Raw genomic sequence first — 17146 nt, 5'->3', positions numbered from 1 at the left:
GCGCGGGCGGCGGGGCGGGGTCCGGAGGCGCCGGACCCCGGCTCACCGCTCGTACTCGGCGAGGTACCGCAGCACCTTCTCCACGTGCGGCCGTACGCGCTCGGGGACACCGCGCTCCTCGATGACCGTGCGGTCGCTCGTGCGGTAGCCGGCCACGACCAGCGCGACCAGGTCCTTCTTCGGCAGCTTCGCCTGCTTGAACCGCTGGTCGAGCCAGCACACGTAGAGGCTCATGGTCGTGATCGCGTCCGGTGGCGACATGTGGTCCTTGTCGCCGTCGCCGTCCCCGTCCAGCGCCCAGGCGCGGAAGACCGAGGGCGTCCACATGGCGATGCCGTACTCGTCCGTCTCGGGGCGGGCCGCGTCGGCGTCGAAGCCGCTCTCCGCCTTGAGCATCGCGGCGAGCAGCGCGGGGGTGATCTCCTCGTCCGTGCAGCGGTGCGCGGCCTTCACGATCACCGGGCGCAGCGCCTCGGGCACGTCGGAGTCCGCCGGGATCTCCCCCGCGGCGGCGGGCGCCCCCTGCGCCGGGCCGCGTGTGCCCGTGGCCGAAGCGGCGGTGCGCGGACCGTCCTTCCGCGCGGCGGGTTCGTCGCCCCACACCAGGGCGGCGCCGGCCGTCGCGAGGACGGCGGCCAGGACGGCGGCGACGACCGGAACCGCCCGCCGGGGTCCGCGGCGCCCGGCGGACAGGTCGTCCAGGCGGGCCCGCAGGGCGTCCGCGGTGTGCGGGAGGCGCGCGGCGTGGTCCGGCGCCAGGCAGTCCGCGACCAGGCGGCGCCGCTCCTCCTCGATGCCGGGCTCCAGGCGCAGCGGTACGGAGCCGCGCGCGTAGGACTGGGCGGCGAGGGCGCGGGCCCGGGCGGTCGCGCCGGGGAACGGGTGCAGCCCGGCCGTGAGCACCTGGTGCGCGAGTACGCCGAAGGCCCAGATGTCGGCGGTCGGCCGTACGACCGTGCCACGGGCGCCCGTGCGCTGCGACCACCACTCGGGCGGCAGGTGGTCGAGGGTGCCGAGCGGCGGCATGTGGGCGTGGGTGCCCTCCAGTTCGGAGGCGACGCCGAAGTCCGCGAGCCACACCTGGCCTTCCGCGCCGAGCAGGATGTTGGCCGGTTTCAGGTCCCCGTGCACCCATCCGGCCGCGTGCATGTGCGCGAGTCCGGCCGCGACGGATCGCAGGACGCGGTCCGCGCCTGGTACGCCCCGGCCGGGCTCCGTGGCGTCCAGCACGTCCTGGAGGCTGCGTTCGGCCCGGTCCATGACGAGGGCGATCGCGCCGTCCAGGCCCGGGAGTTCGGGTGCCTCGACGGTGTGCACCGCGTGGGTCCGTACGAGGTTGGGGTGGTCCGCCTCGCGGCTGAACCGCACTTCGCGGCGCACGAGTTCGTCGAGGGCGGCCCGCTGCCCGGGCGCCAGGGCGTCCGTGCGCAGCACCTTCACCGCGAACGGGGAGCCGTCGGCGAGGGCACGCGCCTCGTGGACGGTGCCCCAGGCGCCGGAGCCGATGGGTGCGCCGAGTTCCCAGTCGCCGACGCGGAAGCCCGCGGGGAGGTGCGGCGAGGGACCGGTGTGGGGGGTCATTCGAGGCCTGCTTCTACGGGCGGCGGCGGGTGTGCGCCCGCCGCGCTGGACGGTCGGGGGGAACGGGCGCACACCCGCGGCGGACGCGAGGTGTGGGGGCGCCGGACGGCAGTGTCACGCGGAGGCGCCGTGCCCCGCACGGCGGCTCGCCGCGCGCGGCGGAAGCAGCATCAGGTGCTCTTCCCGTACGAGGCCGAACCGCAGCGCGGACGCGACCAGTTGGGCGCGCTTGGCGCCGGTGCGGCCGCCCTGGTCGCCGGCCTCGTCGGCGTGGGCCAGACGCAGTTTGGCGAAGGCCAGGTAGTCGATGTGGTAGTTCACCGCCGAGCGGGTCAGTTCACGGCAGGAGTCCAGGGGGCGCAGCCGTTCCGCGATCTCCCCGGCTCCGGGGAGCGCCGTGTCGGAGGGCTCGCGCAGCCTCGGCTCGCAGAGGGCGACCAGGACGAGGAAGTACTTGGCCGTCGAGTCGAGCGCGAAGGGGTTGACGGTCTGGTCGCCGCCGCCCGGCGCCGAACGCTCGTCGAGGTAGGCGTGCTGCGGGGCGAAGACCTTGAAGTCGGCGGTTCCGTTGAGCGCGGGCAGGACGACCCGCGAGAACTCGAAGGGCACGGGTGCGCCGAGCCGGCCGGGCGCCACGGTGAGGTACTCGCCGGCTCCCTCCAGGTTCTCCACCACGTACCCGGCGGTCCGGCTGAAGTTGGAGAGGCGCCAGTAGTCGTCGGCCGCCTCCAGCCGTCCGGCCCAGCGCGAGACGCCGGGGTCGGGGAGGACGACGGCGGGGGTCCGGCCGCCCGGCCCGCCCCGTCCGAAGTCGGCCACGTCACCCGGGCCCATGTGCAGCAGACCGGGTCTGCCTCGTTCCTGACCGGCGTCCGCGCGCGCCGGACCCGGTAACTGGACGATGATCGTTTCCACAGTGGTCTCCCCCGGTTCGGTCACCCGAATTCTAGTGGGGGATCAACCGCGCGGACCGCCGCCGACGGCGGCCCGAACGGGCACGCGCGGCCCGTCGCGGGCCCTTCGCACGACCGACGGACCCACTGGTTCCGGATCTCCGGGCGCCGTGCGGGGGCCGCCCTCCCGACCCCCGTGGCGGGAGGGCGGCCCCAGTGGGTGACGCCGGGTCAGTACAGCTTGTTGACCGCGGTGGTCGTGGTCTTCTTGAACGCCTTCACCGGAGCGTCCGCGAAGCCGCCCATCTGCCCCCAGTCCACGACCGTGACGGCCTTCCCGTCACGCCCGACCGACAGGAGGTGGATGTCGTTCGCCCCCCACGAGGTCTCGGTGTGCAGGCCGTACACACTGGCGCCCTCCTCGACCGGCAGCGTGCCGTAGCTCCTGAGGGTGGCCTCGACCTCCGGGTCGGACTGCTCGGCGCGTGCGGCGCACGACCGGATCTCCTTCTTGAGGCCCGCGGCGAGCGCCTTCGCCTTGGTGTTGCTGCCGACGACGAAGGTGAGCTGGCGGGCTCCGGTGTCGAGGTCCGTCCAGAACTGCCGGTAGCGGGAGTCGTAGCCGGGGAGGATGTCCTCCAGGCAGAACCGCAGCTCGTCGGGGACGCCGTCCGTGACCTTGCCCGCCGTCCAGGCGGACGAGGGGTGCGGGGGCAGCTGCGAGGCGGACAGGAACTTGGGCTTGGGCTGGGCGCTCGCCGCGGCGCCCGGCGCGGCGCCGGCCGGGCCGGCGAGTGCCGTGGCGAGTGCGAGGCCCGCGGCTGCGACGGCGGTGAACGCGACGGCTCGGGTGTGCGTGGGCATGGGTGTCCCCCTGTTTTGGCCGTGTCGGCTGTGTTGGCCGTTTCGGCTGTGTTGGCTGTTTCGGCTGTTTCGAAGTGGGTTCGGTGGTCGCGAGGTCCGTCGTGGACGGCCACCGGGTGGTCGGTCCGGCGGCGCTCGGTGCGACACCAGAAGCATCAGCCGTCACTCGGGGCGGGCGCAACGGGCCGCGCCGGATCCACCCCCGTGGAACCATCCCAGCCCTTCTGACGTGCAGGTACATGGAGGGCTGGGATGCCCTCCGCGGACGGGACACGCCTCTTCGGGCAGGGGCGACGACGAGGACGGGGACACCGTGTCGACTCGGGACGAGGACGTCGAGCGGTTCGCCGCGCTGCTGAGGGGTCTGAAGGCGCGCACCGACCGCAGTTACGGCGCCCTCGCGCGCCGGGTGCCGATGAACACCTCGACACTGCACCGCTACTGCGCCGGTGAGGCGGTGCCGCTGGACTTCGCGCCGGTGGAGCGGTTCGCCGTGCACTGCGGGGCCACTCCGGAGGAGCGGATCGAGCTGCACCGCCGCTGGATGTCGGCCGTCGCGGCACGGCAGCGGCCCAGGACGTCCGCTGCTCCGGAGGGCTCCGGCCCGGCCGGCAGCGGGGACCCGTCGCAGGAGCCGGCCGCGGCGGGGCCCGAGCCGTCGGACGGGCAAGCCCCCGGCGGCGCGGACGGGAACGCGGCCCCCGACGCCCCTGGCGGGGCCGCGCGGGGTGCCTCCGGCGGGGTGGACGGGACCTCTGACGGCGAGTCCCGCGGAGAGGGCCGAGGCCCGGCGGACGGCTCCGGCAGCTCCGGCAGCTCCGGCGGCGGGGAGGACTCGGGTGCGGGGCCCGGGTCCGCCGAGGAGCACGGGCCCACCGAGTCCGGCGGGGAGGCCCCGCCCGTGGCGGGCGTCTCCGGCGGGGAGGACCGCGCCTCGGACGGCCCCTCCGGCGGGGAGCACGGAAGTTCGGAGCGCGGAGACGCGGATGGCGGATGCGCCGGCGGCGCAAGCGCGGAGGGCGGAGGCGCGGAGGGCGGAGGCGCCGAGGGCGGTTCGCGTGACGGGAGCCCAACGCGGGGCCGCGGGCCCGGCGGGGAGAGCGGGCGCGGGGCGGGTGCCGCGCGTGCGGATGCTCCCGCGCGCCCGGCCGTGCCCTCCGCCGACGGGCCCGGCCCCGAGTCCCGTCCGCCGTCGGGCCGCCACCGGCGGAGGTTCGCCGTCGCGGCGGCCGCGGCCGCCACCCTGCTCGTCACGATCGGCGGCCTGTCGGCCCTGACCGCCGGCGGGTCCTCCGACGACACCGGGCGGGCCCCGGGGCGTGCCCCGGCCACCTCGGCCCCGGCCGGGCCCCGGAACCCGTCCGGGATCGGCTCCCCCACCGCCACCGGCCCCTCGTCCTCACCGGAGCCGGGCACGAAGGCGTCGCCGTCCCCCTCCGGGCCGTCCGCCCGCCCCTCGGGCAAGGCGACGGCGAACGGCACCGGCACCGCCGCCGTGCCGCTCACCTGGACCGCGAACTCGCAGGTGTGGTCGCTCGGTTGCGACCACGACTACGTCATCGGCAAGGAACCCGACCGGGTGCCGCCGCCCCCTGCCGCTCAGGACGCCGGAGCCTGGGCGGCGACACAGAACGCGGTGCACGGGGGCGAGACGGTCGTACGGATCTCGGTGCAGGGCCGGTCCTCCACCGCCGTCGTCCTGGAGGAGCTGCGCGTGCGTGTGGTCGGCCGCTCCGCCCCCGTGCGGGGCAATGTGTTCGCGATGAACGAGGGCTGCGGCGGCTCCCTCACCCCGCGCTCCTTCTCCGTCGACCTGGACAGGGACCGGCCCGTCGTCCGGTCGCTCGCGGGCAGCGACGCCGGCAGCCCGATCCCCGCGATGCGGATGCCGTACCGGGTCTCCGACGAGGACCCGGAGGTGCTGCTGGTCACCGCCGGGACGAAGGCCTGCGACTGCCGCTGGTACCTGGAGCTCGACTGGTCCTCGCAGGGCCGCACCGGCACCGTGCGCGTCGACGACGGCGGCCGCCCCTTCCGTACCAGCGGCATCGGGGGACTGCCCCGGTACGCCTACGACACGTCCGGCCGCCACTGGAGCCCCTGGTCCGACTGACGCGCGGGCACAGGGGCGGTGGGCGGAGGCACGGCACGGGTCGGGGCGCGGCCGGGCTCAGGGCCGGGGCACGTTGCGCAGGTTGGAGCGGGCCATCTGGAGCATGCGGCCGACCCCTCCGTCGAGGACGATCTTCGACGCCGAGAGGGCGAAGCCCGTCACCATGTCGGCGCTGATCCTCGGCGGGATGGACAGGGCGTTCGGGTCGGTGACGACGTCCACGAGCGCGGGGCCCTTGTGCCGGAAGGCGTCCTTCAGCGCGCCCGCGAGCTGCTTGGGCTTCTCGACGCGCACCCCGTAGGCGCCGCAGGCCCGGGCGACGGCGGCGAAGTCGGGGTTCCTGTTGGTGGTCCCGTAGGACGGCAGTCCGGCGACCAGCATCTCCAACTCGACCATGCCCAGGGACGAGTTGTTGAAGAGGACGACCTTCACCGGCAGGTCGTACTGGACGAGGGTGAGGAAGTCGCCCATCAGCATGGAGAATCCGCCGTCCCCCGACATCGAGACGACCTGGCGCCCCCGGTCGGTGAACTGGGCTCCGACGGCCTGCGGCAGCGCGTTCGCCATCGAGCCGTGCGAGAAGGAGCCGATGATGCGGCGGCGTCCGTTCGGCGAGATGTAACGGGCCGCCCAGACATTGCACATGCCGGTGTCGACGGTGAACACCGCGTCGTCGTCGGCGAGTTCGTCCAGCACGGAGGCGACGTACTCGGGATGGATCGGGACGTGCTTCTCGACCTTGCGCGTGTACGCCTTGACGACGCCCTCGAGCGCGTCGGCGTGCTTCTTCAGCATCTTGTCGAGGAAGCGGCGGCTGCTCTTGGGGCTCACCTTCGGGGTGAGGCAGCGCAGGGTCTCCTTCACGTCGCCCCACACCGCGAGGTCCAGCTTCGAGCGCCGGCCGAGGTGTTCGGGCCGCACGTCGACCTGGACGATCCTGACGTCGTCGGGCAGGAAGGCGCTGTACGGGAAGTCGGTGCCCAGCAGGATCAGCAGGTCGCACTCGTGGGTCGCCTCGTACGCGGCGCCGTAGCCCAGCAGGCCGCTCATTCCGACGTCGTACGGGTTGTCGTACTGGATCCACTCCTTCCCGCGCAGGGCGTGCGCCACCGGGGACTTGACCTTCTCGGCGAACTCCATGACCTCGGCGTGCGCGCCCGCCGTGCCGCTCCCGCAGAACAGGGTGACCCGGTCGGCCTCGTCGATCATCGCGGCGAGTGCGTCGATCTCCGTGTCGCCCGGGCGGACACTGGGCCGTGAGGTGACCAGCGCCGTCTCGACGGCCTTGTCCGGGGCGGGCCGGTCGGCGATGTCGCCGGGCAGCGTCACCACGCTGACGCCGTTGCGTCCGACCGCGTGCTGGATGGCGGTGTGCAGCAGCCGGGGCATCTGCCTCGGGTTGGAGATCATCTCGCTGTAGTGGCTGCAGTCGCGGAACAGCCGGTCGGGATGCGTCTCCTGGAAGTAGCCGAGCCCGATCTCGCCTGACGGGATGTGCGAGGCGAGGGCGAGCACCGGGGCCATGGAGCGGTGGGCGTCGTAGAGGCCGTTGATGAGGTGGAGGTTGCCGGGGCCGCAGGAACCCGCGCAGGCGGCGAGGGAACCGGTGACCTGGGCCTCGGCGCCCGCCGCGAAGGCGGCCGTCTCCTCGTGGCGGACGTGGATCCAGTCGATCGCGGAGTTGCGCCGGATGGCGTCGACGACAGGGTTGAGGCTGTCGCCGACGACTCCGTACAGGCGTTTCACCCCCGCGCGGACGAGGATGTCGACGAACTGCTCGGCGACGTTCTGCTTGGCCATGGGTCACGCGCTCCTCGGCTGTCCCGGGATCCCTCTCGTGTTCCATGAATCCACACAGGGCGCGGTCACGCCTCCCAGACGGCGGCGGCCGTCCGGTCGTCGGCGTACCCCTTGACCCGGACCTGCGTGTCCGCGAGGAAGGCCGCGAGACCGGGCGCCCCGCCGCCCGACCAGCGGGAGGAGAGGTGCTCGACCAGGCGTGGTTCGCCGCGCAGGGGGTCGGCCAGGCCCCCGGTGCACAGCAGGAGGGTGTCGCCCGGCCGGGCGACGGACGCGCGGAAGCGGAAGGGGTCGCGCGCGGGCGGCTCGGGGGCCGGCTCGTAGGGGCTCGGGGGTGTGGTGATGCCCAGGTCCATGGTCAGGCGGTCGCCCGCGGGGCTCTCGTGCGGCAGTGAGCCGAAGCCGACGACGGGCTCGCCCGCGGTGTCGGCGACGCGCGGCTCGATGTCCTGCCACTCGCCGTCGCGCAGCCGGAAGAGGCCGCCCGCTCCGACCCCGAAGAAGACGCGCGTACGGCACTCGGGGTCGGCGGGCAGCAGCAGGCAGCGCAGGCCCGCGGTGTACTCCTCGGGTTCGACGCCCTGCTCGGCGGCGCTGGCGCGCAGTCTGCCCAGGCTCCGGTCGGTGAGCCGGTGCAGTCCCGACTTCAGGTCGCCCCGTCTGGCGGCCCTGATGTCCTCCGCCAGCCGTGCGTGGCTGCGCCCCACGGCCCGCCCGATCCACCTGCATGCCTCGGCGGCTGCGCGGTGCGCCCCCGGTGTCGCACGGGCCCCGGTCGCCATGGCGACGAGCAGGAGGGCTCCGTCGCCGGTGCCGAAGCGCGCGGTGAGCAGGGCGTCCCTGCGGGGTTCGCCCCGGTAGCGCGCCGAGTCGCCCCGCACGGACGCGGCCCGCAGGACGCAGGTCCCGTAGGAGGCGCCGTCCAGCACGGTGTCCGGCACGAGGTCGTCGAGGGCGTCCGGGTCGGCGGCGGGCAGGGCCGTGGGCTCCGCGTCGTAGGTGGGCGGTCCGGATCCGACGTGGCCGACGGGGCCGGGGGCCTCCGGGACGGCCGGCGGGTCCGACCCCCGGCCGGTGCCCTGCGGGGCGTCGACCAGGGTGGCTGAGGGGCCGTACGGGTCGCCCGGACCGGGCCCGGCGGGCCTCCCGCCGGACTCGGCCACCGCCTTGGGCTCCTCCGGGGGCGGAGGGCCGGCGGCGGGGCGGCCCGCCGGCCGTGGCGGCCACTCGGGCGCAGCGGTGTCCGTGGGGGGCGCCGCGGGCGGTTCGGGCACCCGGCCCGCTGCGGCCCGCGGGTGCGGTTCCCGGTCGTCCCCGGCGGCCGACCGCGGGCCGGGGGCCGGTGCGGAGGGCGGCGGCGGGGAGGCCGGTGGCACCGAGGGGGCGGAGCGCGGGTACGGAACCCGGGCAGGGGGGATCGCGCCGCCGGACGGTCCGGCGGGTCCGCCGCCACGGGGGCCCGTGTCCGGGACCGGCGGCGGGTTGGGGCCGGGCGGGAAGGACGCGGGGCCCCGGGACACGGGCGGCGGCGCCTCCCACGGGGCCGGCTGCCGCCGCAGCCCGCTGCGCCCCAGTGTGTCGTCCGGGGACCCTCCGGCCCCCGGACCGTCACCCGGCGGGTCCTCGGGGGCCCGTCCGGACGCGTCCGCACCCGGTCGTGCCCCGGGCGGGGCGCCACGGCGCGAACCGTCCGCCCACGAGCCGGCCGCCGGGGCGGCCCCGCGCCCCGGACCGTCCCCGTCCTGCCGGGTCCCGGAACCGTGGGGCCCGGAACCTGCGCCACTTCCGGCACCGTCCGCACCCGACCAGGCCGCACCGCCCGGACCGGCGGCCCCGGGGCCGGGTCCTGACCCGCCGGCGCGCCCTGGCCCCGTGCCCGCGCGCGGACCCGGGCCGTGCCCGGGTCCGGTCGGGGGCGCGGCTCCCGCTCCGGTGTCCGGTGCCGGACCCGCGAGTCCTCGGGGGGCGTCCGTCCACGGCCCGTGGGCCGCCCAGCCGGCCACCGGCCCCGGCGTCCCCGATCCACTGCCCGCGGGCCCGACGGGCGGCCCCGCGGCCGGGGGCCCGTCGCCGGCGGTTCCGCCCGGTCCCGCCGGACGCGGCCCGCCCGACGGCCGCCGGGGAGCGGGCGCCGGTCCGTCCACCGGCCGGCGGCCCCACTCCTCGAACGGCGTCCGTGTCCGGGGCGGGGGGACACCCTGCCCCGTGACGGGCGCGTCCGGGGGAGCGTCCTCGGCCCCGGCCACGGTGTCCGCCGCCGAGGCGAACCGGTCGTCGAGGGAGTCGGCCGCGGCTGCGGGCCCCGTGTCCCCCGTGGCGTCGTCGTACAACTGCCGCCACCAGTCGTCCTCTTGACCGGTGGGCCTCTCCCCCTGATGGCTCATGCCCATAATTGTCCACCGCCCGGGCCGGATGAAAACGGTGCATCCGGAAAAACCGGCCACGGGTTCGGGTTCGCACGGTAATGGCGGACCGCCGGACGGTCCCACCCCCCACGGGAGAACCGCCCGGCGGCGCCGGTGCGACCCCTGGCCGGCCCAGTGGGTCGGGCCCGGGGTCACGCTCTGTGCGGCCGCGCCCCTTCCGGAGCCGGCCGGTGCGGTGCGGGGCGGCCGCCTCCCCGGGACGGGGTGGACGGGTCGCCGTCCGGGAGCGGCCCGAGGGGCCGCGCCCGCACGGTCCTCCCGGACCTCGGACACCGCCTGCCACGCGCACGGCCCGGGTCGGGACCGCGCGGAGGAAGCCCGCAGCCCGGTCCACGACCGCCCTCGCACGGGCGGACGTTCACCGGGCGGCACGTCGCACCGCGGTGGCGCCACCTTGGCAGAAGGACGCGGGGTGCGGCGATGATGTGCCGAGGCGGTTTTACGCCGTGGCCCATTTCCGCCACGGCCGGTCTTTCGGGGAGGGGCGTCGCCGCATGCTGGGAGCGATAGGTCTGGACGGCACGCACGAGTCGGCTTACCGGGCCCTGGTGTCCGTGGGCGCCGCCGACGTGCCCGACCTCGCACGACGGCTCACGCTCGGCGAGCACGACACCGAGCGCGCGCTGCGCGGACTGGAGCGGCACGGCCTCGCGGCCCAGTCGTCGGCCCGCCCCGGACGCTGGGTGGCGGCGCCGCCCGGGGTCGCGCTCGGCGCCCTGCTCACCCAGCGGCGCCACGAGCTGGACCGGGCCGAGATGACGGCCGCGCTGCTCGCCGAGGAGTACCGGGCCCTGGCCGCCGAGCCCGCGGTGCACGACCTGGTCGAGGTGGTGACCGGCGCGGCGGCGGTCGCGCAGCGCTTCCTCCAGCTCCAGCTCGGGGCCGGCGACGAGGTGTGCGCGCTGGTCACGGGCAGGCCCTCGGTCGTCTCCGGGACGGAGAACGACGCCGAGGAGCAGGCGGCGCACCGCGGGGTCCGCTACCGCGTGGTCGTGGAACGCTCGGTCCTGGACCTGCCGAACGGCATCACCGAACTGTCCGCCGCGCTCGGCCGCGACGAGCAGGTGCGGGTCGTGGACACGGTGCCGACCAAGCTGGTGATCGCCGACCGGACGCTCGCCCTGGTGCCGCTGACCTCGCGGACCCTGGAGCCCGCCGCGCTCGTGGTGCACGCCAGCGGCCTGCTGGAATCGCTGTCGGGCCTCTTCGAGGCCGTCTGGCGCACCGCGCTGCCGCTGCGGCTCGGCGCGCCCGGCGAATTCGTCGAGGAGGGGCCGGACGGGCCGGACGGGCCGGATCTGGAGATCCTCTCCCTGCTGCTGGCCGGGCTGACCGACGCGAGCGTGGCGAAACAGCTCGACCTGGGCCTGCGGACCGTGCAGCGCCGGGTCAAACGGCTGATGGAACTGGCGGGCGTGACGACCCGGCTCCAGCTCGGCTGGCACGCGTACGAGCGGGGCTGGGTGGCCCGGGAGCGACAGGACTGATCTGCGGTTTCGCCCGGACTCGGGCACTCTGGGCAGATGGGAGCGTGGGAACTCCTGCTGGTCGGCGTGGTCATCCTGCTCGGCCTCGGCGGAGTGCTGGTACCGGGCGCACCCGGGTCGTGGCTCGTGTGGGCCGCGGTCCTGTGGTGGACCTTCGAGGACCCGCAGACGCTTTCCTGGGGTGTGCTCGTGGGTGCCACGGGCCTCCTGTTCGTCGCGCAGGTGATCCGCTGGCGGCTGCCGCCGCGGCAGCTGCGGACGAGCGGCGCCACGCCCAGGATGGCGGCGTACGCGGGCGTGGGCGCGCTGCTCGGCTTCTTCCTCGTGCCGGTCCTCGGTGCCATTCCGGGCTTCATCGGGGGCGGGTACCTCGCGGAGCGCCTGCGGCTCGGCGGCCCGGGCGAGGCGAAGGCCTCGGTGCGCACGGTGATGCGCAAGGGCGGGACGAGCGTGCTGGTGGAGCTCTTCACCTGCCTGCTGATCATGGGGGCGTGGCTGGGCGCCGTCATCTGGGGATGACCCCGCGCGTCAGCCGCGCAGGGCTGCCGGGTCGATGCTGTCGGCCAGCGCCCGCAGGCCCGCGTCGTTGAGGTGGAGGTGGTCGCCCGAGTCGTACGCGGGCAGCAGCCGCTCGGGCCGGGCGGGGTCGCGGACGACGGCGTCGAAGTCCACGACCGCGTCGAACAGGCGGCCCGTCCGGATGAGGCGGTTGACCGACCGGCGGACGCGCTCCCGGGCCCGTGTGTGGCCCGCGTTGCCGCCGAAGGGGGTGAGTGTGGCGCCGAGGACGCGGATGCCCCGCGTGTGGGCGCGCCGGACCAGTTCGCGGTACGCGGCCGCGATGACGGCCGGATCCCTCTGGTTGGGCGTGCTCCTGATGTCGTTGATCCCCTCCAGCACGATCAGCGTGCGCACTCCGGTGCGGGACAGGACGTCCGCGTCGAACCGGGCCCGGGCGCTGGGCCCCCGGCCTTCCAGGAGCAGCCGGTTCCCGGCGACCCCCGCGTTCAGTACGCCCTGCCGGCGGCCGGGCGGGAGCGCGCGGAGCCGCGCGGCCAGCCGGTCGGGCCAGCGGCGGTGGGCGCCCGGTGTGGAGCCGGAGCCGTCGGTGAGGGAGTCGCCGAGCGCGACGACGCTGCCCGCGGGGTGCGGCCCGAGGACGTCGACGCCGGTCACGTAGTACCAGGAACGACTGGTGACCCGGTAGGCGGTGCCGCGGACGTCCGCGGCACGGTTGCCCGCGGTGGCGACGAAGGTGGTCCGCAGGGCGGAGCGGTGGTAGGTCGCGGGGCCCGGGTCGCCCGGGGTGTGCACGGTGACGAGGAGGTCGGCGGCGCCGGGGACGCGCATCCGCAGCGGATCGCTGACGACGTCCCTGCCCGGCGGAACCGTGAACCTGGCCCGGCCGCCGAAGGTGAGGACGCGCATCGTGCCGGGCCGGGCGTCGGCGCCGGGGCGGCCCTTCGGCGCCTGCCGGGCGACGGTGGCGGCGCCGACCGCCAGCGGCCGTGTGCCGAGCCGGTTGGTCAGGCGCACCCGGACCGCCGTACCGCCGACGCTCGTACGGACCACGTTGCGGATCGAGGCTCCCGGGAGCCCCGGGGCGGTCCCGGACGCGGCGGCCTCCCAGGTGCCGGTCCAGCGCGCGGCCGGGGCGCGGAACGCCGTCGGGCCGGCGGCGGGCTGCCGTACGGGACCGGCCTGCGCCGGCGCGGGGGCCCGTACGGGGCTCGCTGGGGTGCCCACGACGCTCCCGGCGGCGCGTACGGGTGCCGGGTGGGTGGCGGCCGTGCCCGTCACCGTCAGTGTCAGCGCCCCGCCGAGCAGGATCAGGGACCGCCCGGACGGGACGGGCCAGGACCGCGGCCGCCGCCGCGTCCCGGCGGGCCGCATCCGTCCGAAAACCGCCCGTCTCCCGCGTGCGCTTCCGAGCGGTGCGCGTGCGACCTCGGCCATGCGTTCCTGCCTCCCGCCGACGGAGCCCGATGAGGGCGGGCTCCGGACCCGGGGACAGGATCCGGTGCGGACGGCGCGGATACCGTGCTTGGCTGCGGACATGACCGCATTCAGTGAAGCCGAACGGGTGTACCTGGCGTCCCAGCGGCTCGGCCGCCTGGCGACCGTCGACCAGCACGGACAGCCGCAGGCGAACCCCGTCGGGTTCCATCCGCAGGAGGACGGGACGATCCTGATCGGCGGTTACGCCATGGGGACGACCAAGAAGTGGCGCAACCTGCAGAAGAATCCGAAGGTGGCCCTCGTCGTCGACGACGTCGTCAGCCTCCGCCCGTGGAAGGTGCGCGGAGTGGACATCCGGGGTGAGGCCGAACTACTGACCGGACCGCACGAGTTGGGACCCCACTTCAGCGAGGAGCTGATCCGCGTCCACCCGAGGCGGATCCACAGCTGGGGCCTGGAGGAGTGACACCTGCGGCGACGGTCGCGGGCCGAAGGCCCTCCAGTTCCAGGAGCCGGACCTTCCGGTCGAGCCCTCCCGCGTAGCCGGTGAGGGAGCCGTCGGCCCCGATCACCCGGTGGCACGGCCGCACGATCAGCAGCGGGTTGGCGCCGACGGCTCCCCCGACGGCCCGTACGGCGGCCCGCGAGGCACCGATGCGCGCGGCGACCTCCCCGTACGTGATGGTCGTACCGAAGGGCACGGTGTCGAGGGTGTCCCAGACCCGCTCCCGGAAGTCGGTGCCGGCGGCCCGGAACTCAAGGCGGAATTCGGTGAGTTCGCCACCGAAGTAGGCGGCGAGCTGCCGGTCGGCCTCGTGGAACGGGTCGGACGCCCGCCGCCAGCCGGGCTGGACGGTCCGTCCGCCCTTCTGGCCGGGCACGGACAGCGAGGTCAGGGCGCCGGACTCGTCGGCGGTGAGCAGGAGTTGCCCGACGGGGCTGTCGAGGGTCGTGTAGTACGTCGTCTTCATGGTGGTCACCCTCGTCATCGGTGTCATCGGGCTCATCGGGCTCATCGGGATCGCTCCTCCGGCTCGTTCGGCGTCACGGGGCCGCCGGCGCCGGCCGCCGTCAGGTGGTGCAGGGCGTAGGAGCGCCAGGGCCGCCAGGCGTCGGGGAAGTCCGCGCCCGGGGGTGCCGCGTCGGGATCGCAGAGGGCACGGCGGCGGATCACCGCGACGGTGTGTCCGTCCATGCCCGGCAGGGCCCGCAGCGCGCGGTCCGCCTCCTCGCGGTCGGCACCCGGGTCGAGCCGCAGGCCGCCGTCGGCGAGCGCGGCTGCCAGTGCCCCCGGCGGGCCCTCCTCCGCGGCGAGCGCGGCCGGCTCGGGGAAGAGGTGGGTGAGGGTCCCGCAGGGCGCGTCCAGTGCCTTCCCGTGGGCGCGCACCAGCCGCTCGGCGGCCTCACGCCCGACGAGCGCCCTCACGGCCAGTTCCTCCGGGTCGGCCGAACCGGGCGACCGCAGCCCCGGCCGCGCCGCCACCAGCGGAGCGAGCCGCCCGTCGGCACCGAGCCGCTCGTCCACGGCGTACGGGTCGGCGTCGAGGTCGAACAGCCGGCGCAGCCGCTGCACGGCGGTGGTGAGGTCGCGCAGGTCGGTGAGGTGCAGCCGGGCGTCGAGCCAGCCTCCGTCACGGGCCGCGGCGCCCGGGCGGCGCTCCCGTACGGCAGCGATCCCGGTGCCGTACGGCAGCCGCAGGGTCCGCCGGTACGTGCGGGCTCCCGGGGCACCGGCGACCTCCTCGACCCCGGCGACGGCCTCTGCGGCCAGCAGGTCGAAGACGGCCTCCGCCCGGTACGGGCCCCGGTGGGCGAGCCGGAGCGGGATGCCTGCCGAGGCGGCGGCCGTACGGCGCGCGGCGGCGTCGCCGCGGGGCGCGGCGGCGCGCAGTTCGGTCGGTGTCGACGCATAGACGGCGCGCACGGTGTCGTTGAACTGCCGGACGCTCGCGAACCCGGCCGCGAACGCGATCTCCGTGATGGGCAGCTCGGTCGTCTGCACCAGCAGCCTCGCGGTGTGCGCGCGCCGGGCCCGCGCGAGGGCCACGGGTCCCGCGCCGAGTTCCGCGGTGAGCTGCCGCTGCACCTGGCGGGCGCTGTAGCCGAGCCGTGCCGCGAGTCCGGTGACGCCCTCGCGGTCCACGACCCCGTCGTCGATCATGCGCATGGCCCGTCCCACGGCGTCCGCGCGCACGTTCCACTCGGCGGAACCGGGCACCGCGTCCGGCCGGCACCGGCGGCACGCCCGGAACCCGGAGCCCTGCGCGGCGGCCGCCGTGGCGTAGAACCGCACGTTCTCCCGTTTCGGGGTCACCGCCGGGCAGCTCGGCCGGCAGTAGATCCCGGTCGTCTCCACGGCGAAGAAGAACACGCCGTCGAACCGGGCGTCCCGGCTCCGCACGGTCTCGTACCTGGTCTCCTCGTCCGTCACACCCACCAGTGTCCGTCGCCCCCGCCCCCGGAGCTGGCGGAAATCGGACGTGACATTGCCCCCACCGGGTCCCGCGGGCGGGCCCGTGGTGCCGGTCCGCACCACGGGCCCGCCGGGTGTTCCCACCCTGCCGGTACTCGCCCGGGAGGTCCTTCAGGCCCGGCGTCCCCGCTTGGCCTCCATCGCGGCGCGCCCCTCGGCCCCGCGCCGCTTCCACTCCTTGCGGATCTCCGCCCGGAGCCGGGCGTCGGTCTTGGCGACGATCCGCTGGTTCTCCCGCAGCAGCTTGCGGTAGCTGTCGAGGCGCCGTTCCGGCAGTTCGCCGTCGGACACCGCCTCGATCACCGCGCACCCGGGCTCCGCGACGTGCGCGCAGTCCTGGAACCGGCAGCCCGCGGCGAGCTCCTCGATCTCGGAGAAGACCTGTCCGACACCGCTCCCGGCGTCGTAGAGGCCCACACCCCGCAGGCCCGGCGTGTCGATCAGCACGCCTCCGCCGGGCAGCACCAGGAGGTTGCGGGTGGTGGTCGTGTGGCGGCCCTTGCCGTCCACGTCCCGAGCGGCCCGCACGAGCATCACGTCCTGCCCGAGCAGCACGTTCGCCAGCGTGGACTTGCCGGCCCCTGACTGGCCGAGCAGCACGGTGGTCCCGCCGGAGACGACGGCGGCGAGCACGTCGAGACCGCTGCCGTCGGTGGCGCTGACGGCCAGTACCGGCACGCCGGGGGCCGTGTCCTCCACGTCCCGGACCAGGTACGACAGTCCCAGCGCGTCCGGTACGAGGTCCGCCTTGGTCAGCACGACCAGCGGCTGGGCGCCGGACTCCCAGGCGAGCGCGAGGAACCGCTCGATCCGGCCGAGGTCGAGTTCCACGGCGAGGGACACCGCGATGATCGCGAAGTCGACGTTGGCGGCGAGGATCTGCCCCTCGGACCGCTTGGACGACGTCGAGCGCACGAAGGCCGTGCGGCGCGGCAGGTACTCCTGGACGTACCGGGGGTCGCCGCCGGCGTCGACGACGGCCCAGTCCCCGGTGCAGATGACCCTGAGCGGGTCGTTCGGTGTGACGAACTCGGTGTCGACGCGGACGAGTCCGTCGGCGGTGACGACATCGCACTGGCCGCGGTCGACTCGTACGACGCGGCCCGGCACGAGGCCCCGCTCCAGATGCGGGGCGAACGCGGCGGCCCAGTCGTCGTCCCAGCCGTAGGGCGCGAGCGGGTGCGCGGAAGGATCGGGCGACGGCGCCGACGGGAGAGCCGAGGCCGACGCACGTGAGGTGGAGAAAGACAAGGGAGACCCTTCGGAGGGTGGCCCCGGCCGCGCGCACTCGGGCGCGGAGGAAGAGGTGTCAGCCGGCGACCACAGGGGTGGATTCGATGAACTTCCGGATGCGGGCAGCGCCCAGTTCGACGACAGCCATCGGTCACACCTCCTGGTTCTCTGTTCTCGGCTCACAACGGCTCGGCACCCTGGCGGGGGACCCGCCGCGGGTAGCAGTGCGACCCTAGCCCGCGTCGCGCGCGCGGGCCAAGCGATTTTTTTCGTCCCTTCGCGGACGCTCCCTCACCGGCGCCCGGTGGCCTTGCGGC

At 75.6% G+C, this 17146-nt stretch carries 13 protein-coding genes; 4 read left to right on the top strand and 9 right to left on the bottom strand.

Annotation, left to right across the window (positions count from 1 at the left end):
- Nucleotides 1-42: 42 nt before the first annotated feature.
- The 3 genes from IE265_RS09425 to IE265_RS09415 all read right to left on the bottom strand — a co-directional run bounded on the left by IE265_RS09425 (nt 43) and on the right by IE265_RS09415 (nt 3338).
- The gene (locus IE265_RS09425; RefSeq protein ID WP_190034958.1) at nt 43-1581 is read right to left on the bottom strand and encodes a serine/threonine-protein kinase; all 1539 of its coding nucleotides are present in this window, start codon (nt 1579-1581) and stop codon (nt 43-45) included.
- Nucleotides 1582-1695: 114 nt separating this feature from the next.
- Nucleotides 1696-2496: a serine/threonine protein kinase gene (locus IE265_RS09420; protein WP_190034957.1), complete on the bottom strand. Its 801-nt coding sequence runs from the start codon at nt 2494-2496 to the stop codon at nt 1696-1698.
- A gap of 209 nt (nt 2497-2705) precedes the next feature.
- Nucleotides 2706-3338, bottom strand: coding sequence for a hypothetical protein (locus IE265_RS09415; protein ID WP_190034956.1), 633 nt, complete (start codon nt 3336-3338; stop codon nt 2706-2708).
- 313 nt (nt 3339-3651) lie between these two features.
- Between IE265_RS09415 and IE265_RS09410 the strand changes: the two genes are divergently transcribed.
- Nucleotides 3652-5451 (top strand): transcriptional regulator, encoded by a 1800-nt coding sequence (locus tag IE265_RS09410; protein WP_190034955.1) that lies wholly within the window; start codon nt 3652-3654, stop codon nt 5449-5451.
- A gap of 57 nt (nt 5452-5508) precedes the next feature.
- On the opposite strand, the gene IE265_RS09405 is transcribed toward IE265_RS09410, so the two are convergent.
- Together IE265_RS09405 and IE265_RS09400 are read right to left on the bottom strand one after the other, a co-directional pair.
- A complete protein-coding gene (locus IE265_RS09405) occupies nt 5509-7251 on the bottom strand; it encodes a pyruvate dehydrogenase (protein WP_190034954.1) in 1743 nt (580 codons plus the stop codon).
- A gap of 65 nt (nt 7252-7316) precedes the next feature.
- A complete protein-coding gene (locus IE265_RS09400; protein WP_373302925.1) occupies nt 7317-9254 on the bottom strand; it encodes a protein phosphatase 2C domain-containing protein in 1938 nt (645 codons plus the stop codon).
- A 917-nt stretch (nt 9255-10171) separates the two neighbouring features.
- On the opposite strand from IE265_RS09400, the gene IE265_RS09395 reads away from it, so the two are divergent.
- A complete protein-coding gene (locus IE265_RS09395) occupies nt 10172-11164 on the top strand; it encodes a helix-turn-helix transcriptional regulator (RefSeq protein ID WP_190034952.1) in 993 nt (330 codons plus the stop codon).
- Between the two features lie 36 nt (nt 11165-11200).
- Nucleotides 11201-11683 (top strand): DUF456 domain-containing protein, encoded by a 483-nt coding sequence (locus IE265_RS09390; protein ID WP_190034951.1) that lies wholly within the window; start codon nt 11201-11203, stop codon nt 11681-11683.
- A gap of 9 nt (nt 11684-11692) precedes the next feature.
- Here the strand turns inward: IE265_RS09390 and IE265_RS09385 are convergent, their stop codons facing one another.
- A complete protein-coding gene (locus tag IE265_RS09385) occupies nt 11693-12964 on the bottom strand; it encodes an SGNH/GDSL hydrolase family protein (protein WP_229916104.1) in 1272 nt (423 codons plus the stop codon).
- A gap of 256 nt (nt 12965-13220) precedes the next feature.
- Between IE265_RS09385 and IE265_RS09380 the strand changes: the two genes are divergently transcribed.
- Complete coding sequence (locus IE265_RS09380) at nt 13221-13589, top strand: PPOX class F420-dependent oxidoreductase (protein ID WP_190034949.1); 369 nt, start codon at nt 13221-13223, stop codon at nt 13587-13589.
- On the opposite strand, the gene IE265_RS09375 is transcribed toward IE265_RS09380, so the two are convergent.
- From IE265_RS09375 to rsgA, 3 genes are all read right to left on the bottom strand, one after another.
- The gene (locus IE265_RS09375) at nt 13528-14130 is read right to left on the bottom strand and encodes a methylated-DNA--[protein]-cysteine S-methyltransferase (RefSeq protein WP_308434781.1); all 603 of its coding nucleotides are present in this window, start codon (nt 14128-14130) and stop codon (nt 13528-13530) included. The two genes, IE265_RS09380 and IE265_RS09375, sit on opposite strands and share 62 nt — an antisense overlap.
- Nucleotides 14131-14135: 5 nt before the next feature.
- On the bottom strand, nt 14136-15554 hold the full coding sequence (locus tag IE265_RS09370; protein ID WP_190034948.1) for a bifunctional transcriptional activator/DNA repair enzyme AdaA: 1419 nt from the start codon (nt 15552-15554) through the stop codon (nt 14136-14138).
- A 153-nt stretch (nt 15555-15707) separates the two neighbouring features.
- Complete coding sequence (gene rsgA / locus IE265_RS09365; protein ID WP_190034947.1) at nt 15708-16847, bottom strand: ribosome small subunit-dependent GTPase A; 1140 nt, start codon at nt 16845-16847, stop codon at nt 15708-15710.
- Nucleotides 16848-17146 lie beyond the last annotated feature (299 nt).

The sequence above is a fragment of the Streptomyces fructofermentans genome (assembly GCF_014651055.1).
GTDB lineage: Bacteria > Actinomycetota > Actinomycetes > Streptomycetales > Streptomycetaceae > Streptomyces > Streptomyces fructofermentans.
The sequence above is the reverse complement of the archived record's forward strand: the minus strand, read 5'-3'. Positions and strand labels throughout refer to the sequence as shown.

Excerpts from the sequence above, each read along its gene's own strand:
- IE265_RS09405 (WP_190034954.1), bottom strand. The coding sequence starts at position 7,251 with ATGGCCAAGCAGAACGTCGCCGAGCAGTTCGTCGACATCCTCGTCCGC.
- IE265_RS09375 (WP_308434781.1), bottom strand. The coding sequence starts at position 14,130 with ATGAGCCCGATGACACCGATGACGAGGGTGACCACCATGAAGACGACG.
- IE265_RS09395 (WP_190034952.1), top strand. The coding sequence starts at position 10,172 with ATGCTGGGAGCGATAGGTCTGGACGGCACGCACGAGTCGGCTTACCGG.
- IE265_RS09390 (WP_190034951.1), top strand. The coding sequence starts at position 11,201 with ATGGGAGCGTGGGAACTCCTGCTGGTCGGCGTGGTCATCCTGCTCGGC.
- IE265_RS09415 (WP_190034956.1), bottom strand. The coding sequence starts at position 3,338 with ATGCCCACGCACACCCGAGCCGTCGCGTTCACCGCCGTCGCAGCCGCG.
- IE265_RS09380 (WP_190034949.1), top strand. The coding sequence starts at position 13,221 with ATGACCGCATTCAGTGAAGCCGAACGGGTGTACCTGGCGTCCCAGCGG.
- IE265_RS09425 (WP_190034958.1), bottom strand. The coding sequence starts at position 1,581 with ATGACCCCCCACACCGGTCCCTCGCCGCACCTCCCCGCGGGCTTCCGC.